This window comes from Escherichia sp. KTE159 (assembly GCF_000408805.1).
Classification (GTDB): Bacteria; Pseudomonadota; Gammaproteobacteria; order Enterobacterales; family Enterobacteriaceae; genus Escherichia; species Escherichia marmotae.
Genome location: NZ_KE137292.1, coordinates 227,438 through 253,468, shown reverse-complemented (window position 1 = coordinate 253,468; position 26,031 = coordinate 227,438). Strand labels below are relative to the sequence as shown.

Below are 26,031 nucleotides of genomic sequence, written 5' to 3'. Positions count from 1 at the left end.
AAAGATGTTCGGAAAATTAACACTTGATGCAGTCCCGTTCCATGAACCTATCATCATGGTTACGATCGCTGGCATTATTTTGGGAGGTCTGGCGCTCGTTGGCCTGATCACTTACTTCGGTAAGTGGACCTACCTGTGGAAAGAGTGGCTGACCTCTGTCGACCATAAACGCCTTGGTATCATGTATATCATCGTAGCGATTGTGATGCTGCTGCGTGGTTTTGCAGATGCCATTATGATGCGTAGTCAACAGGCACTGGCCTCGGCTGGCGAAGCAGGCTTCCTGCCGCCACACCACTATGATCAAGTTTTCACCGCTCACGGTGTGATTATGATCTTCTTCGTGGCGATGCCTTTCGTTATCGGTCTGATGAACCTGGTGGTTCCGCTGCAAATTGGCGCGCGTGACGTTGCGTTCCCGTTCCTCAACAACTTAAGCTTCTGGTTTACCGTTGTTGGTGTGATTCTGGTTAACGTTTCTCTCGGCGTGGGCGAATTCGCGCAGACTGGCTGGCTGGCCTATCCACCGCTATCGGGAATAGAGTACAGTCCGGGAGTCGGTGTCGATTACTGGATATGGAGTCTCCAGCTATCCGGTATAGGTACGACGCTAACCGGTATTAACTTCTTCGTTACCATTCTGAAGATGCGTGCACCGGGCATGACCATGTTCAAGATGCCGGTATTTACCTGGGCATCACTGTGCGCAAACATTCTGATTATCGCCTCCTTCCCAATTCTGACGGTTACCGTCGCGTTGCTAACCCTGGATCGCTATCTGGGCACCCATTTCTTTACCAACGATATGGGTGGCAACATGATGATGTACATCAACCTGATTTGGGCATGGGGACACCCGGAAGTTTACATCCTGATCCTGCCTGTTTTCGGTGTGTTCTCCGAAATTGCAGCGACCTTCTCGCGTAAACGTCTGTTTGGTTATACCTCGCTGGTATGGGCGACTGTCTGTATTACCGTGCTGTCGTTCATCGTCTGGCTGCACCACTTCTTTACGATGGGTGCGGGCGCGAACGTAAATGCCTTCTTCGGTATCACCACGATGATTATCGCCATTCCGACCGGGGTGAAGATCTTCAACTGGCTGTTCACCATGTATCAGGGTCGCATCGTGTTCCATTCTGCGATGCTGTGGACCATCGGTTTTATCGTCACCTTCTCAGTGGGCGGTATGACTGGCGTGCTGCTGGCAGTACCGGGCGCAGACTTCGTTCTGCATAACAGCCTGTTCCTGATTGCACACTTCCATAACGTTATCATCGGCGGCGTGGTCTTCGGCTGCTTCGCAGGGATGACCTACTGGTGGCCTAAAGCGTTCGGTTTCAAACTGAACGAGACCTGGGGTAAACGCGCGTTCTGGTTCTGGATTATCGGCTTCTTCGTTGCCTTTATGCCGCTGTACGCGCTGGGCTTCATGGGCATGACCCGTCGTTTGAGCCAGCAGATTGACCCGCAGTTCCACACGATGCTGATGATTGCAGCCAGCGGTGCGGTACTGATTGCGCTGGGTATTCTCTGCCTCGTGATTCAGATGTACGTTTCTATTCGTGACCGCGACCAGAACCGTGACCTGACTGGCGACCCGTGGGGTGGCCGCACGCTGGAGTGGGCAACCTCTTCCCCGCCTCCGTTCTATAACTTTGCCGTTGTGCCGCACGTTCACGAGCGTGATGCATTCTGGGAAATGAAAGAGAAAGGCGAAGCGTACAAAAAGCCTGACCACTATGAAGAAATTCATATGCCGAAAAACAGCGGCGCCGGTATCGTCATCGCTGCTTTCTCCACCATCTTCGGTTTCGCCATGATCTGGCATATCTGGTGGCTGGCGATTGTTGGCTTCGCAGGCATGATCATCACCTGGATCGTGAAAAGCTTCGACGAGGACGTGGATTACTACGTGCCGGTGGCAGAAATCGAAAAACTGGAAAATCAGCATTTCGATGAGATTACTAAGGCAGGGCTGAAAAATGGCAACTGATACTTTGACGCACGCGACTGCCCACGCGCACGAACACGGGCACCACGATGCAGGCGGAACCAAAATCTTCGGATTTTGGATCTACCTGATGAGCGACTGCATTCTGTTTTCTATCTTGTTTGCTACCTATGCCGTTCTGGTGAACGGCACCGCAGGCGGCCCGACAGGTAAGGACATTTTCGAACTGCCGTTCGTTCTGGTTGAAACTTTCTTGCTGTTGTTCAGCTCCATCACCTACGGCATGGCGGCTATCGCCATGTACAAAAACAACAAAAGCCAGGTTATCTCCTGGCTGGCGTTGACCTGGTTGTTTGGTGCTGGATTTATCGGGATGGAACTCTATGAATTCCATCACCTGATTGTTAACGACATGGGCCCGGATCGCAGCGGCTTCCTGTCAGCGTTCTTTGCGCTAGTGGGTACGCACGGTCTGCACGTCACTTCCGGTCTTATCTGGATGGCGGTGCTGATGGTGCAAATCGCGCGTCGCGGCCTGACCAGCACTAACCGTACCCGCATCATGTGTCTGAGTCTGTTCTGGCACTTCCTCGATGTGGTGTGGATCTGTGTGTTCACTGTTGTTTATCTGATGGGGGCGATGTAATGAGTCATTCTAACGTGAGCGGCGGCGCGTCCCATGGCAGCGTAAAAACCTACATGACAGGCTTTATCCTGTCGATAATCCTGACGGTGATCCCGTTCTGGATGGTAATGACAGGAACTGCCTCCCCGGCCGTAATTCTGGGAACGATCCTGGCAATGGCAGTGGTACAGGTTCTGGTGCATCTGGTGTGCTTCCTGCACATGAATACCAAATCAGATGAAGGCTGGAACATGACGGCGTTTGTCTTCACCGTGCTAATCATCGCTATTCTGGTTGTAGGCTCCATCTGGATTATGTGGAACCTCAACTACAACATGATGATGCACTAAGAGCGGCGGTTATGATGTTTAAGCAATACCTGCAAGTAACGAAACCAGGCATCATCTTTGGCAACCTGATCTCGGTGATTGGGGGATTCCTGCTGGCCTCAAAGGGCAGCATTGATTATCCCCTGTTTATCTACACGTTGGTTGGGGTGTCACTGGTTGTGGCGTCGGGTTGTGTGTTTAACAACTACATCGACAGGGATATCGACAGAAAGATGGAAAGGACGAAGAACCGGGTGCTGGTTAAAGGCCTGATCTCTCCTGCTGTCTCGCTGGTGTACGCCACCGTGCTGGGTATTGCTGGCTTTATGCTGCTGTGGTTTGGCGCGAATCCGCTGGCCTGCTGGCTGGGGGTAATGGGCTTTGTGGTTTATGTCGGCGTTTATAGCCTGTACATGAAACGCCACTCGGTCTACGGCACGTTGATTGGTTCTCTCTCCGGCGCTGCGCCGCCGGTGATTGGCTATTGTGCAGTGACCGGTGATTTCGATAGTGGCGCAGCGATTCTGCTGGCTATCTTCAGCCTGTGGCAAATGCCTCACTCTTATGCTATCGCCATTTTCCGCTTTAAAGATTATCAGGCGGCAAACATTCCGGTACTGCCGGTAGTGAAAGGCATTTCCGTGGCGAAGAATCACATCACGCTGTACATCATCGCCTTTGCCGTTGCCACACTGATGCTCTCTCTCGGCGGTTACGCAGGGTATAAATATCTGGTGGTCGCCGCGGCAGTTAGCGTCTGGTGGTTAGGTATGGCCCTGCGCGGTTATAAAGTCGCTGATGACAGAGTCTGGGCGCGTAAACTGTTCGGCTTCTCGATCATCGCCATCACTGCTCTCTCGGTAATGATGTCCATTGATTTTATGGTGCCGGACTCGCATACGCTGCTGGCTGCCGTCTGGTAACGCAACATCCCTGTTAAAAAAGGTGCTACGGCACCTTTTTTCTTAGCATTAGAAACATATCCCCCACGAAATATTTACTAAAAAATCCGCTTGTTTACCCCATTCGTTTACCGCTTTACACTAGTCGCGAATTTAAAATAGAGGTGGTAATGAACGATTATAAAATGACGCCAGGTGAGCGGCGCGCGACCTGGGGTTTAGGGATCGTATTTTCATTGCGCATGCTGGGCATGTTTATGGTTCTGCCGGTTCTGACCACGTATGGTATGGCTCTGCAAGGCGCCAGCGAAGCGTTGATCGGTATTGCGATTGGCATTTACGGTCTGACTCAGGCCGTTTTTCAGATTCCGTTTGGCCTGCTTTCTGACCGCATTGGTCGCAAGCCATTAATTGTCGGCGGGTTAGCCGTATTTGTCGCCGGTAGCGTTATCGCCGCGCTCTCTGACTCCATCTGGGGAATTATTCTGGGCCGGGCGTTACAAGGTTCCGGTGCAATTGCTGCTGCCGTTATGGCGTTGCTGTCCGATCTCACCCGCGAACAAAACCGTACCAAAGCGATGGCGTTTATCGGCGTTAGCTTTGGCATTACCTTCGCCATTGCGATGGTGCTTGGCCCAATTATCACTCACAAACTTGGGCTACATGCGCTGTTCTGGATGATCGCTATTCTGGCAACGACCGGCATTGCGTTGACCATTTGGGTTGTACCCAACAGCAGCACGCACGTACTTAATCGTGAGTCCGGGATGGTGAAAGGCAGTTTCAGCAAAGTGCTGGCAGAACCGCGACTACTGAAACTCAACATTGGCATTATGTGTCTGCACATGCTACTGATGTCGACGTTTGTCGCTCTTCCTGGGCAACTTGCTGGCGCGGGTTTTCCGGCAGCGGAACATTGGAAAGTCTATCTGGCAACGATGTTAATCGCCTTTGGCTCTGTCGTGCCTTTCATTATCTACGCTGAAGTTAAGCGTAAGATGAAGCAAGTCTTTGTCTTCTGCGTCGGGCTGATCGTGGTTGCGGAAATCGTGCTGTGGAACGCGCAAACGCAGTTCTGGCAACTGGTGGTCGGCGTGCAGCTTTTCTTTGTGGCGTTTAACCTGATGGAAGCCCTCCTGCCCTCGCTTATCAGTAAAGAGTCGCCAGCAGGTTACAAAGGTACGGCGATGGGCGTTTACTCCACCAGCCAGTTTCTTGGCGTGGCGATTGGCGGTTCGCTCGGCGGCTGGATTGACGGCATGTTTGACGGCCAGGGCGTATTTCTCGCGGGCGCAATGCTGGCAGCAGTGTGGCTGGCAGTCGCCAGTACCATGAAAGAACCGCCGTATGTCAGCAGTTTGCGCATTGAAATCCCGGCGGATATTGCCGCAAACGAGGCGTTAAAAGTGCGTTTACAGGAAACTGCAGGCGTCAAAGAAGTGTTGATTGCAGAAGAAGAACATTCAGCTTACGTGAAAATCGACAGCAAAGTGACGAATCGCTTTGAGGTTGAACAGGCAATTCGTCAGGCATAAAAACGAGGCGAAATTGCCTGATGCGCTATGCTTATCTGGCCTACAAAGTTGCAGCAATCTTTTGAATTCACAAACTTTTGTAGGCCGAATAAGGCGTTCATGCCGCAGCCGGCATGAACAAAGCGTATGTTATCGCGATTAATCGCGGAAATTTTTGAACTGGAATGGCTGGCCGAGATCGCCACCACGCACCATCGCCATCACTGCCTGCAAATCGTCACGAGATTTGCCAGTAACACGGATCTCATCACCCTGAATTTGCGCCTGCACTTTCAGTTTGCTGTCTTTGATCATCTTGACGATTTTCTTCTGGGTCGCGCTCTCAATGCCCTGCTTCAGTTTCGCTTCCACAAACCAGGTTTTACCGCTATGAACGATATTTTCCGGTACATCCAGCGAGCTGCCTTCAATGCCGCGTTTCAGCAATTTGGCACGCAGAATGTCCAGCAACTGATTGACCTGGAAATCGGACTCGCTCAACACTTTAATGGTTTTGCTGGCATCGTTCAGCTCAAACGACGCTTCAACGTTACGGAAGTCAAAACGAGACTCTACTTCGCGACTCGCGTTATCGACCGCGTTACGCGCTTCCTGAAGATCAACTTCAGAGACAATATCGAAAGATGGCATCTTTTTCTCTCCCTTCATTTTTGATGCGAAGCATAATACCTGCAAAGTTAAATAACAGACAGTCCTGCGCCAGGACGCATCCCTTAATTGTGCATGGTCACAACACCATGCACAATTAAGGGATAGCCTTATTGAACACCCGGTGTGGTTGCGGGTGAGGAGGAACAATGAAAATTACCGTATTGGGATGCGGTGCCTTAGGGCAATTATGGCTTACAGCACTTTGCAAACAGGGCCACGAAGTTCAGGGCTGGCTGCGGGTGCCACAACCGTACTGTAGCGTGAATCTGGTTGAAACAGACGGTTCGATATTTAACGAATCTCTGACCGCCAATGATCCAGATTTTCTGGCCACCAGCGATCTGTTACTGGTGACGTTGAAAGCCTGGCAGGTGTCTGATGCCGTCAAAAGTCTGGCATCAACACTACCTGTAACCACACCAATTTTGCTGATCCACAACGGCATGGGCACCATTGAAGAGTTACAGAACATTGAGCAACCTTTACTGATGGGCACGACCACCCATGCAGCGCGCCGCGACGGCAACGTCATCATTCACGTGGCAAGCGGTATTACTCATATAGGCCCGGCGCGTCAACAGGATGGTGATTACAGCTATCTGGCAGATATTTTGCAAACCGTTTTACCTGACGTCGCCTGGCATAACAATATTCGCGCCGAGCTGTGGCGAAAACTGGCGGTTAACTGTGTGATTAATCCGCTGACTGCCATCTGGAATTGCCCGAATGGCGAATTACGTCATCATCCGCAAGAAATTATGCAGATATGCGAAGAAGTTGCGGCGGTGATTGAACGCGAAGGACATCATACTTCTGCGGAAGATCTGCGTGATTATGTGATGCAGGTGATTGATGCTACGGCAGAAAACATCTCGTCGATGCTGCAGGATATTCGCGCGTTGCGCCATACAGAAATCGACTATATCAACGGTTTTCTGCTACGTCGTGCCCGCGCGCATGGGATTGCTGTACCGGAAAACACCCGCCTGTTTGAAATGGTAAAAAGAAAGGAGAGTGAATATGAGCGCATCGGCACTGGTTTGCCTCGCCCCTGGTAGTGAAGAGACTGAAGCGGTCACCACTATCGACCTGTTGGTTCGCGGTGGCATTAATGTCACTACTGCCAGCGTCGCCAGCGATGGCAACCTGGCAATTACCTGCTCGCGCGGCGTGAAGCTGCTGGCGGATGCGCCGCTGGTCGAAGTGGCCGATGGCGAATATGATGTGATTGTACTGCCTGGTGGGATCAAAGGTGCAGAGTGTTTTCGTGACAGCACCCTACTGGTCGAAACGGTTAAACAGTTCCACCGTTCCGGGCGTATCGTTGCGGCGATTTGTGCTGTGCCAGCCACGGTGTTGGTGCCGCACGACATCTTCCCGATTGGCAATATGACCGGTTTCCCGACGCTGAAAGATAAAATTCCCGCAGAACAATGGCAAGACAAGCGCGTCGTCTGGGACGCACGCGTAAAATTGCTGACCAGCCAGGGGCCAGGCACGGCTATTGATTTTGGTCTGAAAATTATCGACCTGCTGGTTGGGCGCGAGAAAGCCCATGAAGTCGCATCACAACTGGTGATGGCGGCAGGGATTTATAATTATTACGAGTAATGTCGATGCGGTAAGCGTCGCATCTGGCCAGATGCGACGTAAATACCCATAATTACGGGCGATACACTTTCACATTCTTAAAGCCCTGCTCGCGCAGATAGAGCGCCTGCAAGCGGCTCATCACCCCGCGCTCACACCACAACAGCCAGGTTTTGCTCTGGTCGAGATCGCCAAATTTAGTGCTCAATTTGTAGAACGGCAGGGAAACTACATCGATCCCTTCGACTTTCAGCGGTTTATCTTCCTGTTCATCGATAGAGCGAATATCGAGGATCACGTCATTCGGGCCGAAGCCATTGACGGTTTCCACTTCCACCACTTCCTGCTCGGTCTGCTGGGCGATTTCGCGAATATCAACGTTATTCGCTTCCTCAACCACTTTGTCGAGAATGCTGAAGTCGAACTTCTCTTCTTCCGCTTCAATCTTCGACTTAACCGCTTTCACCGTCGGGCTTTTGGAGATCACGCCGCAATATTCCGGCATCGTGCGGGCAAAGTCTTCAGTGCCAATCTGACGAGCAAGGTTAATGATGTGCTCTTTGTCGTAAGAGATCAGCGGACGCAGGATTAGCGTGTCAGAAACGTTATCAATCAGACGCAGGTTGGTCAGCGTCTGACTGGACACCTGGCCCAACGCCTCGCCGGTCACCAGCGCCTGTACGCCGTAACGCTCAGCCACTTTAGATGCGGCACGCACCATCATACGTTTGAGAATGACGCCCATCTGACCGTCGTCGATTTTCTCAAGAATTTCACCGACTACCGGTTCGAAGTTAATGGCGACAAAACGCACGCGGTGAGAGCTGCCAAAGCGATTCCACAGATAATGTGCCACCTGACGAACACCAATTTCGTGTGCCGCGCCGCCGAGGTTAAAGAAGCAGTAATGCACACGGCAACCGCGGCGCATCAGCATATAACTGGAAACGCCAGAGTCGAAACCACCAGAGATCAGCGACAGCACATCTTCCTGGGTGCCTATCGGGAAACCACCAATACCTTCGTAGCGGCCTTTGATCAGCAGCAGACGATCGTCTTCCACTTCCAGATGGACAGTCACATCCGGGTTAGTCAGCTTCACGCGAGCGGATTCAATATGTTGATTCAAGCCACCGCCGACGTAACGTTCCACATCAATCGAGCTAAAATCGTGCTTACCGCGACGCTTCACGCGTACACAGAAGGTCTTACCTTCCAGTTGGTCACGGTACTGAACCAACGCTTTCTCGAAAATATCGTGCATGTCGGTAAACGGCACGTCTTCGACTTCGAGAATATGGTGGATACCCGGAATGCGGGTCAAAGCGTCGCGAATTGCCAGACGCTGGTTTTCATCTTTCGCGCGAACTTCGATGTTATCCCAGTGACGGACAACTGCGAGCGTCTCATCATAGTGCTTTAAAACGTTACGAATATTCCCGGTAAGGATTTTTATAAAGCGCAAGCGCACAGATTGGCTCTTGATGGTGATTTCCGGGAACAATTTAATGATAAACTTCATGGCGGCAATGGTTCTTTGGCAAGTCTTAAGCGACTTGTTTGGGGAAAAATACAGCAGCCCACACCTGCGGCTGCATCCAGGCGCGGAAGTATACCACTAACATCGCTTTGCTGCGCATATCACCTTACCATTGCGCGTTATTTGCTATTTGCCCTGAGTCCGTTACCATGACGGGGCGTAAAATATTGAGAGTCAGACATTCATTATGCCGAAGAAAAATGAGGCGCCCGCCAGCTTTGAAAAGGCGCTAAGCGAGCTGGAACAGATTGTGACCCGTCTGGAAAGTGGCGACCTGCCGCTGGAAGAGGCACTGAATGAGTTCGAACGTGGCGTGCAGCTTGCACGTCAGGGGCAGGCCAAATTACAACAAGCCGAACAGCGCGTACAGATCCTGCTGTCTGACAACGAAGACGCCTCTCCAACACCTTTTACACCGGACAATGAGTAATGGACTTTCCGCAGCAACTCGAAGCCTGCGTTAAGCAGGCCAACCAGGCGCTGAGCCGTTTTATCGCCCCACTGCCCTTTCAGAACACTCCCGTGGTAGAAACCATGCAGTATGGCGCATTATTAGGTGGTAAGCGCCTGCGACCTTTCCTGGTTTATGCTACTGGTCAAATGCTCGGCGTAAGTCTGAATACTTTGGACGCACCAGCAGCAGCCGTAGAGTGTATCCACGCTTACTCATTAATTCATGATGATCTACCGGCAATGGATGATGACGATTTACGTCGTGGTTTACCCACCTGTCATGTGAAGTTTGGCGAAGCGAACGCCATCCTCGCCGGGGATGCTTTACAAACGTTAGCATTCTCGATTTTAAGCGATGCGGATATGCCAGAAGTTTCAGACCGTGACAGAATCGCGATGATTTCAGAACTGGCAAATGCCAGCGGTATTGCCGGAATGTGTGGCGGCCAGGCGTTAGATTTAGACGCGGAAGGCAAACACGTACCTCTGGACGCACTTGAACGTATTCATCGTCATAAAACAGGTGCGTTAATTCGTGCCGCCGTTCGTCTTGGTGCGTTAAGCGCCGGAGATAAAGGACGTCATGCCCTGCCAATACTCGACAAGTATGCAGAGAGCATCGGTCTTGCCTTCCAGGTTCAGGATGACATCCTGGATGTGGTGGGAGATACTGCAACGTTGGGTAAACGTCAGGGTGCCGACCAGCAGCTTGGCAAAAGTACTTACCCTGCACTTCTGGGACTTGAGCAAGCCCGGAAGAAAGCCAGAGATCTTATCGACGATGCTCGCCAGTCGCTGAAACAACTGGCTGAACAGTCGCTCGATACCTCGGCACTGGAAGCGCTAGCGGACTACATTATCCAGCGTAATAAATAAACAATAAGTATTAATAGGCCTCTGATGAGTTTTGATATTGCCAAATACCCGACCCTGGCACTGGTCGACTCCACCCAGGAGTTGCGACTGCTACCAAAAGAGAGTTTACCGAAACTCTGCGACGAACTGCGCCGTTATTTACTCGACAGCGTGAGCCGTTCCAGCGGACACTTCGCCTCTGGGCTGGGCACGGTCGAACTGACCGTGGCGCTGCACTATGTCTATAACACTCCATTTGACCAGTTAATCTGGGATGTGGGGCATCAGGCTTATCCGCATAAAATTTTAACCGGACGCCGCGACAAAATCGGTACTATCCGCCAGAAAGGCGGCCTACACCCGTTCCCGTGGCGCGGCGAAAGCGAATATGACGTGTTAAGCGTCGGGCATTCATCAACCTCCATCAGTGCCGGAATCGGTATTGCGGTGGCTGCCGAGAAAGAAGGTAAGGATCGCCGCACCGTCTGCGTAATTGGCGACGGCGCGATTACCGCAGGCATGGCGTTTGAAGCGATGAACCATGCGGGCGATATTCGTCCTGATATGCTGGTGATCCTCAACGACAACGAAATGTCGATTTCCGAAAATGTCGGCGCGCTCAACAACCATCTGGCACAGCTACTTTCCGGTAAACTTTACTCGTCACTGCGCGAAGGCGGTAAAAAAGTCTTCTCTGGCGTGCCGCCAATTAAAGAACTGCTCAAACGCACTGAAGAACATATCAAAGGCATGGTAGTGCCTGGCACGCTGTTTGAAGAGCTGGGCTTTAACTACATCGGCCCGGTTGACGGTCACGACGTGCTGGGGCTTATCACCACGCTAAAAAATATGCGCGACCTGAAAGGCCCGCAGTTCCTGCATATCATGACCAAAAAAGGTCGTGGTTATGAACCAGCAGAAAAAGACCCAATCACTTTCCACGCCGTGCCTAAATTTGACCCGTCCAGCGGTTGCCTGCCCAAAAGCAGCGGCGGTCTGCCGAGCTATTCAAAAATCTTTGGCGACTGGTTGTGCGAAACGGCAGCGAAAGACAACAAGCTGATGGCGATTACGCCGGCGATGCGTGAAGGTTCCGGCATGGTCGAGTTTTCGCGGAAATTCCCGGATCGCTACTTTGACGTGGCAATCGCTGAGCAACACGCGGTGACTTTTGCCGCTGGTCTGGCGATTGGCGGGTACAAACCGATCGTGGCTATTTACTCCACCTTCCTGCAACGCGCCTACGATCAGGTGCTGCATGACGTCGCAATTCAAAAGCTACCGGTTCTGTTCGCCATCGACCGCGCGGGCATTGTTGGTGCTGATGGTCAAACCCACCAGGGGGCTTTTGATCTCTCCTTCCTGCGCTGCATCCCGGAAATGGTCATTATGACCCCAAGCGATGAAAACGAATGTCGCCAAATGCTTTACACCGGTTACCACTACAACGATGGCCCGTCAGCGGTGCGTTACCCGCGCGGCAATGCAGTTGGCGTGGAACTGACGCCGCTGGAAAAACTGCCGATTGGTAAAGGTATCGTGAAGCGTCGCGGTGAAAAACTGGCGATCCTCAACTTTGGTACTTTGATGCAGGAAGCGGTGAAAGTCGCTGAATCGCTAAATGCTACGCTGGTCGATATGCGTTTTGTGAAGCCGCTTGATGAAGCGTTAATTCTGGAAATGGCCGCCAGCCATGAGGCGCTGGTCACCGTTGAAGAGAACGCCATTATGGGCGGCGCAGGCAGCGGCGTGAACGAAGTATTGATGGCACATCGTAAACCGGTGCCAGTGCTGAATATTGGCCTACCGGACTTCTTTATTCCACAAGGAACGCAGGAAGAAATGCGCGCCGAGCTCGGCCTCGATGCCGCCGGAATGGAAGCCAAAATCAAAGCCTGGCTGGCATAATCCCTACTCCACTCCTGCTATGCTTAAAAGATTGTTCATAGACTCTAAATAATTCGAGTTGCAGGAAGGCGGCAAACGAGTGAAGCCCCAGGAGCTTACATAAGTAAGTGACTGGGGTGAAAGACAAATCCGCATGGAGCGGATTTGAACGCTGTTTGCAGCGGCCCTGTTAAGGGTGAGGGCATGGATGGGCCGAATAACTCGCAGCCGCAGCACATGCAACCTGAAGTATGACGAGTATAACGGGAGTGGCAGCATGCAATACAACCTCTTAGGGAAAACCGACCTTCGCGTTTCCCGACTTTGCCTCGGCTGTATGACCTTTGGCGAGCCAGATCGCGGTAATCACGCATGGACGCTGCCGGAAGAAAGCAGTCGCCCAATAATCAAACGCGCCCTTGAGGGCGGCATTAACTTTTTTGATACCGCGAATAGCTATTCCGATGGCAGCAGCGAAGAGATCGTCGGTCGCGCATTGCGGGATTTCGCCCGTCGCGATGACGTGGTCGTCGCGACAAAAGTTTTCCATCGTGTCGGTGACTTACCAGAAGGATTATCCCGCACGCAAATTTTGCGCTCTATTGACGACAGCCTGCGTCGTCTCGGCATGGATTATGTCGATATCCTGCAAATTCATCGCTGGGATTACAACACGCCGATTGAAGAGACGCTTGAAGCCCTGAACGACGTCGTAAAAGCCGGAAAAGCGCGTTATATCGGCGCGTCATCAATGTACGCCTCCCAGTTTGCTCAGGCGTTGGAACTGCAAAAACAGCACGGCTGGGCGCAGTTTGTCAGTATGCAGGATCACTATAATCTGATTTATCGTGAAGAAGAGCGCGAGATGCTGCCGCTGTGTTATCAGGAAGGCGTGGCGGTTATTCCGTGGAGCCCGCTGGCACGGGGCCGTCTGACGCGTCCGTGGGGTGAAACCACTGCACGACTGGTTTCTGACGAAGTGGGAAAAAATCTCTATAAAGAAAGCGATGAGAATGACGCGCAAATAGCTGCCCGTTTAGCCGGTGTAAGTGAAGAACTGGGCGTTACGCGGGCACAAGTTGCACTGGCATGGCTATTGAGCAAACCCGGCATTGCCGCACCGATTATCGGAACTTCGCGGGAAGAACAGCTAGATGAGTTACTGAATGCGGTGGATATCACGTTGAAGCCGGAACAAATTGCCGAGCTGGAAACGCCATATAAACCGCATCCGATAGTGGGATTTAAATAGGTATGCAGGTCTGATAAGACGCGGCAAGCGTCATATCAGACATCGCGCACAACCGCCGGATGCAGCGTGAACGCCTTACCCGGCCTGCTACAGAATACCCATCGGCCAGTGATGGCCGATAAAATAGAGTATTCCAGCGGAAATCACTCCGGCGACAATATCGTCGATCATGATCCCCATGCCACCATGCACATTGCGATCAAACCAGCGGATCGGCCACGGTTTCCACATATCCAGAATCCGGAAAATGACAAACCCGGCAGCGACCCACTGCCAGTCATTGGTCGGCAGCGCCATCAGGGTGATCCACATGCCGATAAACTCATCCCAGACGATACTGCCGTGATCGTGCACACCCATATCTTTCGCCGTCTGATGGCAAAGATAGACGCCGATGCAGATCCCCAGCATTACCACCAGTGAGTAGAGTTGCCAGGGCAAAAAAGTCATCAGATACCAGAAGGGGATCGCCGCCAGCGAGCCCATCGTACCTGGAACAATCGGGCTTAACCCACTCCCAAACCCTGTAGCCAACAAGTGCCACGGGTTACTCATCTTCAGGCGACTTTTCGCGACATCTTTATGGCGTGGCAAAATGGTCATATCCTTTCCAGTCAACCGTGACAGGTTCGCCGTCACGCACAAAACAAAGCCCTTCGATATCGGCGGTCATTTGCCCGATACAAGTAAACGGTACGCCCAGGTGCCCCAGAGCAACATCCAGCGCGCCACGGTTAAGCTCCGGCACAGTAAAGCACAACTCATAATCTTCGCCACCAGAGAGCGCCCAACGCAGCGCCTGTTCCGGTTCAACATGACGTGAAAGTGCGTCAGAGAATGGCAACAATGTCAGATCAATTCGTGCGCCGCAGTCGCTGGCTTTCACGATATGCCCGAGATCGGAGATCAGACCGTCAGAGAGATCGATAGCTGAACTCGCCAGATCGCGCAGTGCCTGCCCCTGTAAAATACGCGGCGATGGGCGGAGATGACGTTTTATTAAATACTCCGCATCTTTAGCATCTGCAACCTGCAAACGGTTTTGCAAAATCGCCAGCCCGGCGGCGCTATCGCCCGGCGTACCGGTCACATAGATCCAGTCACCCGGTTTCGCACCTGAGCGCGTTAAAGCTCGTCCCATCGGGACAAAGCCGTGGATACCCAACGTCATTGATAGCGGTCCACGCGTGGTATCGCCGCCAATGAGCTGCATATCGTAATAATTGAGGAGCTCGAAAAGACTGTCGCTGAAGGATTCAAGCCACGCTTCGTCCACGTTCGGTAAAGTCAATGCCAGCGTCAGCCAGGCTGGATCGGCCCCCATCGCCGCCAGATCGCTTAAGTTTACCGCCAGTGCTTTATACGCCAGATCAGCAGGATCGATGTCAGGGAGGAAATGGTTACCCGCCACCAGCGTATCAGTGCTGATTGCCAGGGTCTGTTTCTCGGGGATATTGAGAAGTGCACAATCGTCACCGATGCCAAGTTCGACATCAAGACGAGAGCTTCTTACTCGGTCAAAATAACGGGCAATCAGGGAGAACTCGCCACATGCCATACGTTACGCCTCAGCAGGTAAAAAAGAAAAGGCCGGCGAGTGCGGAACTGTTTTCCGTTACTCTACCGGCCTGGATATCACTTTTTGTTAGGGCGAATCACAGGTGCTGCTTTATCGAGTACACCGTTGACGAACTTATGGCTGTCTTCTGCGCCGAACGATTTCGCCAGCTCGATCGCTTCGTTAATAGCCACTTTGTACGGCACATCGCTACGTTTAGACAGCTCGTACAGTGCAATGCGCAGTACCGCTTTTTCTACCTGGCCCAGCTCTTCCAGCAGGCGAGACAGATATGGCTTCATCAGTCCGTCGAGGTATGCGGTGTTAGTCGCCACCCCGGCCAGCAGCTCACGGAAGTACAGGATGTCAACGTCTTTTACATCCTGTTCAGCCAGGAACTGGTATTCAACATCAGCGATGTCGTTCTGGGACAACTGCCAGGAGTAGAGCGCCTGGACGGCACACTCACGAGCGCGGCGACGAGCAGCAGGTTTCACGGATTTCCCCTTACTAATTTCAGGCCTTGATGGCTTTCAATACATTAATCATTTCAAGCGCGGTCAGTGCAGCTTCTGCACCTTTGTTACCAGCTTTGGTGCCAGCACGTTCGATCGCTTGTTCAATGCTTTCGGTGGTCAACACACCAAAAGCAACCGGAATTTCGCTGTCCTGGGCAACATGCGCCAGGCCGTTGCTTGCACCGCCAGCGACATATTCAAAGTGGGCAGTGCCACCACGAATAACGGTTCCCAACGCAATCACCGCGTCGTATTTACCGGTTTTTGCCAGTGCGCCTGCCGCCAGCGGCAGCTCATAGGCACCAGGCACCCAAACAACGGTAATGTTTTCATCTTTTACCTGACCGATACGTTTCAGTGCGTCAATCGCACCTTCCAGCAGGCTGTCATTGATAAAGTTGTTGAAACGCGCAATGGTGATGGCGACGCGAGCGTCCGGGGTAGCAACGTTAGCTTCAATAATGTTCATTTTTTTCCTTCGGGTTCGAGTATGGCCCCGCAGGGGGGCGGATTTTAGCATAATATTTCGTGCGCTGCTTCCCTTTCGAGCCGGGAGATCATGCGCCCACTAAATGCAGGCAAACATCCGGGCCTACATGACGTATCTCTTTGAATTTAAATTGGGGCGCGTCGGCTAATTTCTCAAGCCCCGGCAGCGTACATAATCCGCGGGCGTCGCTGCCTAATAGTTTAGGTGCGATATAGACAATCAGTTCATCGACTAAACCCGCCTGTAGTAGTGCTCCAGCGAGCGTTGGCCCCGCTTCCACCCAGATGCTGTTAATTTGCTGTTTACCCAGTTGCATCATCAGCACAACCAGATCCAGATGACCTTTATGTTCTGGAATCAGCAAGGTGCGCACCGTTTCCGGCCATTCACGAGAATCATCCTGAGTGCGCGCGAACCAGGTTTCACCCGGCTGCTGCACAATGCGATGTTCCGGCGTTACGCGATTTTGGCTATCAATCACAATGCGTACCGGCTGGCGTAGATTTTGTTGCGGATAAAGCGCCTGAGTTTGTTCATCCAGTTCAGACCAACGCACCGTTAAAGCCGGATCGTCCGCCAGCACCGTGGCGCTGCTGGTTAAAATAGCATGACTTTGCGCACGCAAACGCTGAACATCGCGACGCGCCTGGGGTGAAGTGATCCACTGGCTTTCGCCGTTGGCCATCGCCGTGCGGCCATCAAGCGACGCGCCAAGTTTCAGTTGGATATAAGGAAAGCCAGTGCGCATCCGCTTAAGAAAGCCTTTATTCAACGGCTCGGCTTCGCTCATCATCAGGCCGTGGCTGACGTCAATCCCTGCTTGTTGCAGACGATAAAGTCCACGCCCTGCGACCTGCGGGTTAGGATCCTGCATTGCGGCAACCACACGCGCCACGCCAGCAGCAATTAGCGCATCACAGCACGGTGGTGTACGACCATGATGGCTACAAGGTTCGAGTGTCACATACGCAGTTGCACCTTTAGCTTTTTCACCCGCCATGCGCAACGCGTGTACCTCGGCATGTGGTTCACCCGCACGGTGATGATAACCTTCACCGACAATTTCGCCATCTTTGACAATGACGCATCCGACATTCGGATTGGGATGCGTGGTGAAACGTCCTCGTTGCGCCAGCTTTAGCGCCCGCGCCATGTAATACTCATCCTGCACGGTTTAGTCCTCCAGGCGCGCGATCTCTTCGCCAAATTCTTTGATATCTTCGAAACTGCGATAGACAGAGGCAAAACGGATATAGGCGACTTTATCGAGTTTTTTCAATTGCTCCATCACCAGATTGCCAATCATCTTGCTCGGCACCTCGCGCTCACCGGTGGCGCGGAGCTGTGACTTTATATGGTTAATCGCCATTTCGACGTCATCGGAACTTACCGGACGTTTTTCCAGCGCCCGCAGCATTCCGCTACGCAATTTTTCTTCATTAAACGGTTCGCGCACGTCGTTGCTTTTAACAACGCGTGGCATAACCAGTTCCGCCACTTCAAACGTGGTGAAACGTTCATTACACACCAGACACTGCCGACGGCGGCGTACGGATGAACCCTCGCCCACGAGACGAGAGTCAATAACCTTAGTGTCCACGGCGAAACAGAATGGGCAATGCATACGGCATCCTGACCAGGTGGTTAACAGAAATCTATTTTACCCTGAACTGACGATACAACAAAGGCGCAACGCTTTTGAGACAAAGGATCGATGTTTTCGCTGCTTTTTCCCTCTACCATTAGGCTAATTGCGACGAGAAAGGGACAACCATGAACACTCACGTTTTTCGACTGCTCTTGCTGGGAAGCCTGTTCAGCTTAAGCGCCTGTGTACAGCAAAGCGAAGTACGACAGATGAAACAAAGCGTCAGCACGCTGAATCAAGAGATGACACAACTCAATAAAGAGACCGTCAAAATCACTCAGCAAAACAGGCTGAATGCACAATCCAGCAGTGGGGTTTACCTTCTGCCGGGAGCAAAGACACCAGCGCGTCTGGAAAGCCAGATCGGCACCTTACGTATGTCGCTGGTGAATATTACGCCAAATGCAGATGGCACTACGCTGACGCTGCGTATTCAGGGCGAATCCAATGATCCCTTACCCGCGTTCAGCGGAACCGTTGAATATGGGAAAATTCAGGGAACAATCGACAACTTTCAGGAGATCAATGTGCAGAATCAATTGATTAACGCCCCTGCCAGTGTCCTCGCGCCCAGTGATGTTGATATTCCGTTACAGTTAAATGGCATTTCAGTGGATCAGTTAGGCTTTATACGCATCCACGACATTCAACCTGTTATGCAGTAAACGTTTCGCGGGGCATTTTGTGTGTCCCGCAACATCTTTCCCCATCATTTTGTTATTCCGCTTACATCACCCGGATTGATAGTAAAAGTTTGCAACAAAGGTGAAAGTCAGTACAATCCCCGCCCGAATGTGTGTAAACGTGAACGCAATCGATTACGTAAATGATAGAACTGTGAAACGAAACATATTTTTGTGAGCAATGATTTTTATAATAGGCTCCTCTGTATACGAAATATTTAGAAACGCAATTTGCGCCTTTTTCACTCCCGTAAGGGATTTTCAAACAGTGGCATACATATGAAAAAAACATTACTGGCAGCCGGTGCGGTACTGGCGCTCTCTTCGTCTTTTACTGTCAACGCAGCTGAAAACGACAAACCGCAGTACCTTTCCGACTGGTGGCACCAGAGCGTTAACGTTGTCGGAAGCTATCACACCCGTTTCGGACCGCAGATCCGCAACGATACCTACCTGGAGTACGAAGCATTCGCTAAAAAAGACTGGTTCGACTTCTATGGTTACGCGGATGCGCCGGTATTCTTCGGCGGTAACTCCGATGCAAAAGGTATCTGGAACCACGGTTCTCCGCTGTTTATGGAAATCGAACCGCGTTTCTCCATCGACAAACTGACTAATACCGATCTCAGCTTCGGTCCGTTCAAAGAGTGGTACTTCGCGAACAACTACATCTACGACATGGGCCGTAACAAAGATGGTCGCCAGAGCACCTGGTATATGGGTCTGGGTACGGACATCGATACTGGCCTGCCGATGAGCCTGTCCCTGAACGTGTATGCGAAATACCAGTGGCAGAACTACGGCGCAGCGAACGAAAACGAGTGGGACGGCTACCGTTTTAAAGTGAAATACTTTGTACCGATTACCGATCTGTGGGGCGGCCAGTTGAGCTACATCGGTTTCACCAACTTCGACTGGGGTTCCGATCTGGGTGATGACAGCGGTAACGCAATCAACGGTATTAAAACGCGTAGCAATAACTCTATCGCTTCCAGCCATATTCTGGCGCTGAACTATGATCACTGGCACTACTCTGTCGTCGCGCGTTACTGGCATGACGGTGGTCAGTGGAACGACGATGCAGAACTGAACTTCGGTAACGGCAACTTCAACGTTCGCTCTACCGGTTGGGGTGGTTACCTGGTGGTAGGTTACAACTTCTGATTATGAAAATGCCGGATCTTGTATCCGGCATTTTTTTATCACTTCTTCTTGTTCATCATCGCTTTTAAATCAGCGAACGGGTTGTATTTCGCTTCGCCAACATCTTTCTGCGCATCTTCCCCTGCGATAACGGTCGTACCATACTGATCTGCCTCGGTATATTTCGAATGTTCATGATCGTGGCAATAAAGACACAGTAATTCCCAGTTACTACCATCTTCCGGGTTGTTGGTATGGTCGTGATCAATATGGTGCACAGTTAGCTCACGCAGGTTGGAATAGACAAACTCGCGGGAACAACGTCCACACACCCACGGATAGAGTTTCAGCGCCTTTTCACGATAACCGCTTTCTAACCGCGCATAGTTTTTGGGGATGACAGCCATAATAAATTACCTGGAAGAAATGTAGGGTTACGCGCAGTTTCCCAAGATGTAGGGATTTTCGCAATCCTGAGTAAATAAATTCTCACATTACCAGTGACGGCGAGGTTCCATCTGCTGATGAAGAATACGCGCAATGAGAATGTCATCTACTCTTATAACGTAATAAACAGTATGAAACCTAAATGCGATATTCTTTACCTCTGGAACCGCATCATAGTCTTGCCCTATCCCGGGCATTTTCTAGTTATTCGCCAACGCTTACTAAGGTAATTTTGCGCATAAGCGATCTCCACGTATTAACTATTAATACAAAGTATATGTCAGAACTATCTCTACAACCAAAGCTGTATTCAGTTCAATATGCAATAACCAAAAAAAACCGCAGCGCAAAAACGCCACGGTTTTTTTTAACTGAACGGCTTTAAAACACCCTTACGGCAGAATTGACGGTTGATCCGCCCCTTCTTTTTCCACTTTCTGCTGCAGCATGTGCTCACGCTTCATGCCCAGTTTCAGAGCCAGTGCCGATGCTACGTAGATAGAAGATGCCGTACCGATGGAAACACCAATTAGCATGGTCAGCGAGAAGCCTTCCAGCACCGGGCCACCGAAGAGATACAGCATCAGGATAACCATCAAAGTAGTACCGGATGTGATCAAAGTACGGTGCAGCGTCTGGGTCAAGGACACGTTAAAGATTTCGTAAGGCGTACCGCGACGGATTTTGCGGAAGTTTTCACGAATACGGTCCGATACCACGATACTGTCGTTAAGTGAGTAACCGATGACCGACATCAACGATGCCACAATGGTCAGGTCAATCTCGATATGGAATAACGACAAAATACCCAGCGTAATGATAACGTCGTGTGCCAGCGCGATAACTACCCCTGCCGCCAGTCGCCACTCAAAGCGGAAACCCACGTAGACAAGGATAGACAACAGCGCCGCCATCAACGCCATCGCACCGGTTTGCGCAAGGTCTGCCCCCACGCTCGGGCCGACGAACTCAATACGCTTCACCGCCGCATTCTGGTTGGTAGATTCGTTAATAACTTTCAGAACCTGACTACCCAGCACCTGACCGCCTATTTCGCCTTCAGCAGGCGGCATACGGACCATGATGTCGTGGCTGCTACCGAAGTTTTGCAGCATCGGCTCTTCAAAGCCCGCTTTCTGCAATGCATCACGCATTACGTCAATTTCAGCCGGTTTTTCGAGCGTAATTTCGATAACCGTACCACCGGTAAAATCCAGCCCCCAGTTAAAGCCACGCACGCCCATAATGACGATAGCAGCAATTAACAGCAGACCAGAGATGCCGAAGGCCCAGTAGTCCCAGCGCATAAAGTCATAGACTTTACGACCGTGGTTTAGTTGTTCAACAGTATATTCCTGTGCCACATCGCACTCCTCAGATTGACAGCTTCTTGACGCGCTTGCCGCCATATAGCAGGTTTACGATGGCACGCGTACCGACAATCGCGGTAAACATCGACGTCGCCACACCGATACCGGTAGTAATCGCGAACCCTTTAATTGCCCCAGTACCAACCGCATACAGGATGATGACTTTAATCAGCGTGGTGATGTTCGCATCGAAGATAGAACTGAACGCGCCACGATAACCTTCGTCAATCGCCTGCTGAACGGTACGTCCGTTGCTCAACTCTTCTTTAATACGTTCGTTGATCAGTACGTTCGCATCGACCGCCACCGCAAGGGTTAAGACGATACCCGCAATACCCGGCATACTCAGCGTTGCACCTGGCAACAGCGACATAATGCCGACGATCAAGATCAGGTTGGCAATCAGTGCACTGGTCGCAATCAGACCAAACTTCTTATAGAAGAGGATCATGAACAGAATAGAAACCAGCAGACCGGCGAGACACGCTTCCAGCCCCTGCTCAATGTTCTGCATACCCAGAGTCGGACCAATGGTACGTTCTTCAACAATCTGAATCGGCGCAATCAACGCACCGGCACGCAGCAGCAGCGACAACTGACGCGCTTCGTTCGGGTTGTTGATACCGGTGATACGGAAGCTGTTACCCAGACGAGACTGGATATTCGCGATGTTAATCACCTCTTCCTGTTTCACCAGAACCGCACGACCGTTAGCATCTTTCTTACCGCTGTCTTTGTACTCCACGAACAGGGTTGCCATCGGTTTACCGATGTTGTCCTTGGTGAAGTTAGACATGATGTTGCCACCAGCGCTGTCGAGCGAGATGTTAACCTGCGGCTGGTTGTATTCGTCCTGGCTGGAAGTGGAGTCGGTGATATGGTCACCGGTCAGGATCACGCGTTTGTACAGCACAACCGGCTGACCTTCGCGGGTCTGTTTCACTTCAGAGTCACCCGGTACGCGGCCAGATGCGGCAGCAGCCTGGTCAACGTTGGTGTTTACCAGACGGAATTCCAGCGTTGCAGTCGCCCCCAGAATCTCTTTCGCACGCGCAGTGTCCTGAATACCAGGCAATTCAACAACGATACGATCTGCACCCTGGCGTTGTACCACAGGCTCAGCGACACCAAGCTGGTTTACACGGTTACGCAGGATGTTGATATTCTGCTGCACCGCATATTCACGCGCTTCACTGAGACGCGCATCGCTCATCACCGCACGCAGTTGGTTACTACCCTGGCTGCTAATGACCAGATCGGGATGGCGTTTGCTCAGATACGCAATGGCTTCATCACGCGCATTAGAGTCACGGAAGGTGATGCTCAGACCGTAATTATTTTCTTTACGAACAGTGGTATACGGGATGCCTTTTTCGCGCAAGTCGCTGCGCAGGCTGTCGATATTTTGTTCCTGGAGTTTGCCCAGCGCAGTGTCCATATCCACTTCCATCAGGAAGTGAACGCCACCACGCAGGTCAAGACCGAGCTTCATCGGCTCAGCGTGAATAGCTGCCAGCCAGCGCGGCGTTGCCGGGGCAAGGTTAAGCGCCACGACGTATTTGTCACCCATAACGCCCATTAATGCTTCACGAGCGCGCAGTTGGGTGTCAGTGGAGTCGAAGCGCGCAAGAATAGCGCCCTCTTCCAGTGCCACAGACTTAGCAGTTATTTTTTCTTCTTGTAACGTTTTCTGGACCTGGATCAGCGTTTGCTCACTGGCGGCGACTCCGCGCGCGCCAGTGATCTGAACAGCCGGATCCTCACCAAACAGGTTGGGAAGCGCGTAGAGCAGACCGATGACAATCACCACGATCAGCATGACGTACTTCCACAAAGGATAACGGTTTAACACGGCAATTCCCTTAGGGAAAAATTTTAATTACAGCGCCTTCATGGTGCCTTTCGGCAGAACGGCGGCTACGAAGTCACGTTTAATAACTACTTCAGTGGTGTCATTCAGTGCGATAGCAATGTAGCCGTTTTCCGCTACTTTGGTTACGCGACCTACCAGGCCACCGTTCGTCAGCACTTCATCACCTTTGGCGATGGAGTCCATCAGCTTTTTGTGTTCTTTGGTGCGCTTCTGCTGTGGGCGCAGGATCATGAAATAGAAAATCAGACCGAATACCACCAGCATCAAAATCAAAGACATCGGGCTACCTTGTGCCGGAGCACCCGTTGCCGCTACCGCATCAGAAATAAAAAAGCTCATTAAATTTCCCTCATTATTAATATTAATCAACGTTCAAAGGTGGTACTTCTCGCCCCTGACGCTGGTAAAAATCAGCTACGAAGCTCTCTAATTTACCCTCTTCAATAGCCTTGCGTAAACCCGCCATCAAACGCTGGTAGTAACGAAGGTTATGAATGGTGTTGAGTCGCGCGCCTAATATTTCGTTGCAACGGTCGAGATGATGCAAGTAGGCACGTGAATAATTGCGACAGGTGTAGCAATCACACTCAGGATCGAGCGGCCCGGTGTCGCTCTTATACTTCGCGTTGCGAATTTTCACCACGCCATCGGTCACGAACAGATGACCGTTACGCGCATTACGTGTTGGCATTACGCAGTCAAACATATCGATACCGCGGCGCACGCCTTCAACCAGGTCTTCCGGTTTACCAACGCCCATCAGGTAACGCGGTTTGTCTGCTGGAATTTGCGGGCACACATGCTCCAGAATACGGTGCATATCTGCTTTCGGCTCACCCACAGCCAGACCGCCGACAGCGTAGCCATCAAAACCGATATCTACCAGACCTTTAACAGAGATATCACGTAAATCTTCGTAAACGCTGCCCTGAATGATGCCAAACAGCGCATTTTTGTTTCCGAGACTGTCAAAACGCTCACGGCTACGCTTCGCCCAACGCAGAGACATCTCCATGGAACGTTTTGCGTAATCCCAGTCAGCGGGATACGGCGTACACTCGTCAAAAATCATGACAATATCTGAACCAAGATCGTACTGAATCTCCATCGATTTTTCAGGATCGAGGAAAATCGGGTCGCCGTTGATAGGGTTACGGAAGTGCACGCCCTGTTCGGTGATTTTACGGATATCGCCAAGGCTGAAGACCTGGAAACCACCGGAATCGGTGAGGATTGGGCCTTTCCACTGCATAAAATCGTGCAGATCGCCATGCAGTTTCATGATTTCCTGGCCCGGGCGCAGCCACAGGTGGAAAGTATTGCCGAGGATAATTTGTGCGCCAGTGGCTTCAACTTCTTCCGGCGTCATCCCTTTTACGGTGCCGTAAGTGCCCACGGGCATAAAACAAGGCGTTTCCACTACGCCGCGATCAAAGACCAGGCGGCCACGGCGTGCGCGACCGTCGGTGGTGTCCAGTTCAAATTTCATTTTTTCTCCACTACGTCAGAAAAACAGTCCAACGTTTAAACCAGCGCCGCGGAATTACTCCCCGACGCGCTCATTAATTGCCTGCGGATTGTACGTGATAAACATCGCATCACCGTAACTAAAAAAGCGATATTTCTCTTCAACCGCCGCTTTATAGGCGTTCATGGTGTGTTGATAACCGGCAAATGCCGAAACCAGCATAATCAGCGTCGACTCCGGCAAATGGAAGTTAGTCACCAGCGCATCGACCACTTTGTACTGAAAGCCCGGATAGATAAAGATTTGGGTATCGTCAAAGAACGGTTCGATGAGAGCGTTTTTCGCCGCCTGGGCCGCGCTTTCCAGCGAGCGCACAGAGGTGGTGCCAACCGCAATTACCCGATTTCCGCGCGCTTTCGCTGCCAGCACCGCGTCTACCACATCCTGCGGCACTTCGGCGTACTCCGAGTGCATGATGTGATCTTCAATCGTGTCGACGCGTACCGGCTGGAAGGTGCCCGCGCCAACGTGCAGAGTCACGAACGCCATCTCAACGCCTTTAGCGCGTAATTTTTCCAACAGCGGTTCGTCGAAATGCAGTCCGGCGGTCGGGGCCGCAACTGCGCCCGGTTTTTCGCTATATACCGTCTGATAAAGTTCACGGTCTGCATCTTCATCCGGACGGTCGATGTACGGCGGCAGCGGCATATGACCGATGCTGTTGAGAATATCCAGCACCGAACGTTGATCATTAAATTCGACTTCAAACAGCGCGCCGTGGCGGGCAGTCATCGTTGCTTTAATGCTTTCGTCATCACCCAGCAGCAGTTCAGCGCCCGGCTTTGGTGCTTTTGAGGCACGAATATGCGCGAGAATACGTTTGTCATCGAGCATCCGCTCAACCAGCACTTCAATCTTGCCGCCGCTGGCTTTACGACCAAACAGGCGCGCCGGGATCACCCGGGTATTATTAAAAACCAGAAGATCGCCAGGGTTGAGCTTATCGAGTAAATCGGTGAAAGTACCGTGCGTCAGCGCGCCCGTCGGCCCGTCCAGCGACAGTAAACGACAGCTACTGCGTTCAGGCATGGGATAGTGGGCAATCAGGGATTCGGGCAATTCAAAAGAGAAATCGGTAACGCGCATGACACTGACTCAGACTAAAATAAGAGGCGGGTAGTCTAGTGCCGGGGCGTCCTCCCTGCAACCTTTACCCTCCTTGATGGATGACATAATCTATACACAAAATCATTCAAGATG

27 protein-coding genes and 1 pseudogene are annotated in these 26,031 nt (G+C 51.7%); 13 read left to right on the top strand and 15 right to left on the bottom strand.

Annotation, left to right across the window (positions count from 1 at the left end):
* Positions 1-4 precede the first annotated feature (4 nt).
* The 5 genes from cyoB to A31E_RS20030 all read left to right on the top strand — a co-directional run bounded on the left by cyoB (position 5) and on the right by A31E_RS20030 (position 5,345).
* Entirely contained in the window at positions 5-1,996 is a 1,992-nt protein-coding gene (cyoB, locus tag A31E_RS20010) for a cytochrome o ubiquinol oxidase subunit I (protein WP_000467192.1), read from the top strand.
* Entirely contained in the window at positions 1,986-2,600 is a 615-nt protein-coding gene (locus A31E_RS20015) for a cytochrome o ubiquinol oxidase subunit III (protein WP_000179822.1), read from the top strand. Before cyoB ends, A31E_RS20015 begins: the two co-directional genes overlap by 11 nt.
* Positions 2,600-2,929, top strand: a complete 330-nt coding sequence (locus A31E_RS20020) for a cytochrome o ubiquinol oxidase subunit IV (RefSeq protein ID WP_000019804.1) — start codon at positions 2,600-2,602, stop codon at positions 2,927-2,929. Before A31E_RS20015 ends, A31E_RS20020 begins: the two co-directional genes overlap by 1 nt.
* Positions 2,930-2,940: 11 nt before the next feature.
* Positions 2,941-3,831, top strand: coding sequence for a heme o synthase (cyoE, locus tag A31E_RS20025; RefSeq protein ID WP_000971348.1), 891 nt, complete (start codon positions 2,941-2,943; stop codon positions 3,829-3,831).
* Between the two features lie 149 nt (positions 3,832-3,980).
* Positions 3,981-5,345, top strand: coding sequence for an MFS transporter (locus A31E_RS20030; RefSeq protein WP_016248417.1), 1,365 nt, complete (start codon positions 3,981-3,983; stop codon positions 5,343-5,345).
* 138 nt (positions 5,346-5,483) lie between these two features.
* Here A31E_RS20030 and yajQ read toward each other — a convergent pair whose 3' ends face one another.
* On the bottom strand, positions 5,484-5,975 hold the full coding sequence (gene yajQ, locus A31E_RS20035) for a nucleotide binding protein YajQ (RefSeq protein WP_001138904.1): 492 nt from the start codon (positions 5,973-5,975) through the stop codon (positions 5,484-5,486).
* Positions 5,976-6,142: 167 nt separating this feature from the next.
* Here yajQ and panE point away from each other — a divergent pair, with 167 nt between their 5' ends.
* Together panE and yajL are read left to right on the top strand one after the other, a co-directional pair.
* The gene (gene panE, locus A31E_RS20040; RefSeq protein WP_000705856.1) at positions 6,143-7,054 is read left to right on the top strand and encodes a 2-dehydropantoate 2-reductase; all 912 of its coding nucleotides are present in this window, start codon (positions 6,143-6,145) and stop codon (positions 7,052-7,054) included.
* Complete coding sequence (yajL, locus tag A31E_RS20045; protein WP_001276331.1) at positions 7,017-7,607, top strand: protein deglycase YajL; 591 nt, start codon at positions 7,017-7,019, stop codon at positions 7,605-7,607. Before panE ends, yajL begins: the two co-directional genes overlap by 38 nt.
* 52 nt (positions 7,608-7,659) lie before the next feature.
* On the opposite strand, the gene thiI is transcribed toward yajL, so the two are convergent.
* Positions 7,660-9,108, bottom strand: coding sequence for a tRNA uracil 4-sulfurtransferase ThiI (gene thiI / locus A31E_RS20050; RefSeq protein WP_000668664.1), 1,449 nt, complete (start codon positions 9,106-9,108; stop codon positions 7,660-7,662).
* Positions 9,109-9,313: 205 nt separating this feature from the next.
* On the opposite strand from thiI, the gene xseB reads away from it, so the two are divergent.
* From xseB to yajO, 4 genes are all read left to right on the top strand, one after another.
* Entirely contained in the window at positions 9,314-9,556 is a 243-nt protein-coding gene (gene xseB, locus A31E_RS20055) for an exodeoxyribonuclease VII small subunit (RefSeq protein WP_001124936.1), read from the top strand.
* The gene (ispA, locus tag A31E_RS20060; protein ID WP_000347244.1) at positions 9,556-10,455 is read left to right on the top strand and encodes a (2E,6E)-farnesyl diphosphate synthase; all 900 of its coding nucleotides are present in this window, start codon (positions 9,556-9,558) and stop codon (positions 10,453-10,455) included. Before xseB ends, ispA begins: the two co-directional genes overlap by 1 nt.
* A gap of 24 nt (positions 10,456-10,479) precedes the next feature.
* Positions 10,480-12,342 carry a 1-deoxy-D-xylulose-5-phosphate synthase gene (dxs, locus tag A31E_RS20065; RefSeq protein ID WP_000006775.1) on the top strand — a complete coding sequence of 621 codons (1,863 nt, stop codon included), beginning with the start codon at positions 10,480-10,482 and terminating at the stop codon, positions 12,340-12,342.
* Positions 12,343-12,598: 256 nt separating this feature from the next.
* Positions 12,599-13,573, top strand: coding sequence for a 1-deoxyxylulose-5-phosphate synthase YajO (gene yajO / locus A31E_RS20070; protein WP_001199769.1), 975 nt, complete (start codon positions 12,599-12,601; stop codon positions 13,571-13,573).
* A gap of 87 nt (positions 13,574-13,660) precedes the next feature.
* On the opposite strand, the gene pgpA is transcribed toward yajO, so the two are convergent.
* From pgpA to nrdR, 6 genes are all read right to left on the bottom strand, one after another.
* The gene (pgpA, locus tag A31E_RS20075) at positions 13,661-14,176 is read right to left on the bottom strand and encodes a phosphatidylglycerophosphatase A (RefSeq protein WP_001515886.1); all 516 of its coding nucleotides are present in this window, start codon (positions 14,174-14,176) and stop codon (positions 13,661-13,663) included.
* Positions 14,154-15,131 (bottom strand): thiamine-phosphate kinase, encoded by a 978-nt coding sequence (gene thiL, locus A31E_RS20080; protein WP_001515885.1) that lies wholly within the window; start codon positions 15,129-15,131, stop codon positions 14,154-14,156. The genes pgpA and thiL overlap by 23 nt, the downstream gene beginning before the upstream one ends.
* Before the next feature lie 77 nt (positions 15,132-15,208).
* Positions 15,209-15,628, bottom strand: a complete 420-nt coding sequence (nusB, locus tag A31E_RS20085) for a transcription antitermination factor NusB (protein ID WP_000801121.1) — start codon at positions 15,626-15,628, stop codon at positions 15,209-15,211.
* Positions 15,629-15,647: 19 nt separating this feature from the next.
* Positions 15,648-16,118: a 6,7-dimethyl-8-ribityllumazine synthase gene (ribE, locus tag A31E_RS20090; RefSeq protein WP_001021161.1), complete on the bottom strand. Its 471-nt coding sequence runs from the start codon at positions 16,116-16,118 to the stop codon at positions 15,648-15,650.
* A gap of 88 nt (positions 16,119-16,206) precedes the next feature.
* Positions 16,207-17,310 (bottom strand): bifunctional diaminohydroxyphosphoribosylaminopyrimidine deaminase/5-amino-6-(5-phosphoribosylamino)uracil reductase RibD, encoded by a 1,104-nt coding sequence (gene ribD / locus A31E_RS20095; protein ID WP_001150410.1) that lies wholly within the window; start codon positions 17,308-17,310, stop codon positions 16,207-16,209.
* A gap of 3 nt (positions 17,311-17,313) precedes the next feature.
* Complete coding sequence (nrdR, locus tag A31E_RS20100) at positions 17,314-17,763, bottom strand: transcriptional regulator NrdR (RefSeq protein ID WP_000543535.1); 450 nt, start codon at positions 17,761-17,763, stop codon at positions 17,314-17,316.
* Between the two features lie 149 nt (positions 17,764-17,912).
* Between nrdR and A31E_RS20105 the strand changes: the two genes are divergently transcribed.
* Complete coding sequence (locus A31E_RS20105) at positions 17,913-18,452, top strand: SadB/YajI family lipoprotein (protein WP_016248416.1); 540 nt, start codon at positions 17,913-17,915, stop codon at positions 18,450-18,452.
* Positions 18,453-18,749: 297 nt separating this feature from the next.
* Positions 18,750-19,634 carry a nucleoside-specific channel-forming protein Tsx gene (tsx, locus tag A31E_RS20110; protein ID WP_001515883.1) on the top strand — a complete coding sequence of 295 codons (885 nt, stop codon included), beginning with the start codon at positions 18,750-18,752 and terminating at the stop codon, positions 19,632-19,634.
* A gap of 38 nt (positions 19,635-19,672) precedes the next feature.
* On the opposite strand, the gene yajD is transcribed toward tsx, so the two are convergent.
* The 7 genes and pseudogenes from yajD to queA form a co-directional block, all read right to left on the bottom strand.
* Entirely contained in the window at positions 19,673-20,020 is a 348-nt protein-coding gene (gene yajD, locus A31E_RS20115; RefSeq protein ID WP_001515882.1) for an HNH nuclease YajD, read from the bottom strand.
* Positions 20,021-20,107: 87 nt separating this feature from the next.
* Positions 20,108-20,260, bottom strand: a pseudogene (locus A31E_RS0122150) (type II toxin-antitoxin system RelE/ParE family toxin); the annotation flags it as partial.
* Positions 20,261-20,452: 192 nt separating this feature from the next.
* Positions 20,453-21,424 (bottom strand): protein translocase subunit SecF, encoded by a 972-nt coding sequence (secF, locus tag A31E_RS20120; RefSeq protein WP_000046634.1) that lies wholly within the window; start codon positions 21,422-21,424, stop codon positions 20,453-20,455.
* Between the two features lie 10 nt (positions 21,425-21,434).
* Positions 21,435-23,282, bottom strand: a complete 1,848-nt coding sequence (gene secD / locus A31E_RS20125; protein WP_032141503.1) for a protein translocase subunit SecD — start codon at positions 23,280-23,282, stop codon at positions 21,435-21,437.
* Between the two features lie 27 nt (positions 23,283-23,309).
* A complete protein-coding gene (gene yajC, locus A31E_RS20130) occupies positions 23,310-23,642 on the bottom strand; it encodes a preprotein translocase subunit YajC (protein ID WP_000007629.1) in 333 nt (110 codons plus the stop codon).
* Between the two features lie 22 nt (positions 23,643-23,664).
* Positions 23,665-24,792, bottom strand: coding sequence for a tRNA guanosine(34) transglycosylase Tgt (gene tgt / locus A31E_RS20135; RefSeq protein ID WP_000667317.1), 1,128 nt, complete (start codon positions 24,790-24,792; stop codon positions 23,665-23,667).
* Between the two features lie 54 nt (positions 24,793-24,846).
* Positions 24,847-25,917, bottom strand: coding sequence for a tRNA preQ1(34) S-adenosylmethionine ribosyltransferase-isomerase QueA (queA, locus tag A31E_RS20140; RefSeq protein ID WP_001266487.1), 1,071 nt, complete (start codon positions 25,915-25,917; stop codon positions 24,847-24,849).
* Between the last annotated feature and the right edge of the window lie 114 nt (positions 25,918-26,031).

Bases quoted from the DNA above. Each gene is read 5' to 3' on its own strand.
- A31E_RS20105 (WP_016248416.1), top strand. From the start codon at position 17,913: ATGAACACTCACGTTTTTCGACTGCTCTTGCTGGGAAGCCTGTTCAGC.
- dxs (WP_000006775.1), top strand. From the start codon at position 10,480: ATGAGTTTTGATATTGCCAAATACCCGACCCTGGCACTGGTCGACTCC.
- yajC (WP_000007629.1), bottom strand. From the start codon at position 23,642: ATGAGCTTTTTTATTTCTGATGCGGTAGCGGCAACGGGTGCTCCGGCA.
- xseB (WP_001124936.1), top strand. From the start codon at position 9,314: ATGCCGAAGAAAAATGAGGCGCCCGCCAGCTTTGAAAAGGCGCTAAGC.
- queA (WP_001266487.1), bottom strand. From the start codon at position 25,917: ATGCGCGTTACCGATTTCTCTTTTGAATTGCCCGAATCCCTGATTGCC.
- thiI (WP_000668664.1), bottom strand. From the start codon at position 9,108: ATGAAGTTTATCATTAAATTGTTCCCGGAAATCACCATCAAGAGCCAA.
- yajO (WP_001199769.1), top strand. From the start codon at position 12,599: ATGCAATACAACCTCTTAGGGAAAACCGACCTTCGCGTTTCCCGACTT.
- tgt (WP_000667317.1), bottom strand. From the start codon at position 24,792: ATGAAATTTGAACTGGACACCACCGACGGTCGCGCACGCCGTGGCCGC.
- pgpA (WP_001515886.1), bottom strand. From the start codon at position 14,176: ATGACCATTTTGCCACGCCATAAAGATGTCGCGAAAAGTCGCCTGAAG.
- yajL (WP_001276331.1), top strand. From the start codon at position 7,017: ATGAGCGCATCGGCACTGGTTTGCCTCGCCCCTGGTAGTGAAGAGACT.
- ispA (WP_000347244.1), top strand. From the start codon at position 9,556: ATGGACTTTCCGCAGCAACTCGAAGCCTGCGTTAAGCAGGCCAACCAG.
- A31E_RS20030 (WP_016248417.1), top strand. From the start codon at position 3,981: ATGAACGATTATAAAATGACGCCAGGTGAGCGGCGCGCGACCTGGGGT.
- thiL (WP_001515885.1), bottom strand. From the start codon at position 15,131: ATGGCATGTGGCGAGTTCTCCCTGATTGCCCGTTATTTTGACCGAGTA.
- cyoE (WP_000971348.1), top strand. From the start codon at position 2,941: ATGATGTTTAAGCAATACCTGCAAGTAACGAAACCAGGCATCATCTTT.
- cyoB (WP_000467192.1), top strand. From the start codon at position 5: ATGTTCGGAAAATTAACACTTGATGCAGTCCCGTTCCATGAACCTATC.
- panE (WP_000705856.1), top strand. From the start codon at position 6,143: ATGAAAATTACCGTATTGGGATGCGGTGCCTTAGGGCAATTATGGCTT.
- A31E_RS20015 (WP_000179822.1), top strand. From the start codon at position 1,986: ATGGCAACTGATACTTTGACGCACGCGACTGCCCACGCGCACGAACAC.
- tsx (WP_001515883.1), top strand. From the start codon at position 18,750: ATGAAAAAAACATTACTGGCAGCCGGTGCGGTACTGGCGCTCTCTTCG.
- yajD (WP_001515882.1), bottom strand. From the start codon at position 20,020: ATGGCTGTCATCCCCAAAAACTATGCGCGGTTAGAAAGCGGTTATCGT.
- nrdR (WP_000543535.1), bottom strand. From the start codon at position 17,763: ATGCATTGCCCATTCTGTTTCGCCGTGGACACTAAGGTTATTGACTCT.
- ribE (WP_001021161.1), bottom strand. From the start codon at position 16,118: ATGAACATTATTGAAGCTAACGTTGCTACCCCGGACGCTCGCGTCGCC.
- A31E_RS20020 (WP_000019804.1), top strand. From the start codon at position 2,600: ATGAGTCATTCTAACGTGAGCGGCGGCGCGTCCCATGGCAGCGTAAAA.
- yajQ (WP_001138904.1), bottom strand. From the start codon at position 5,975: ATGCCATCTTTCGATATTGTCTCTGAAGTTGATCTTCAGGAAGCGCGT.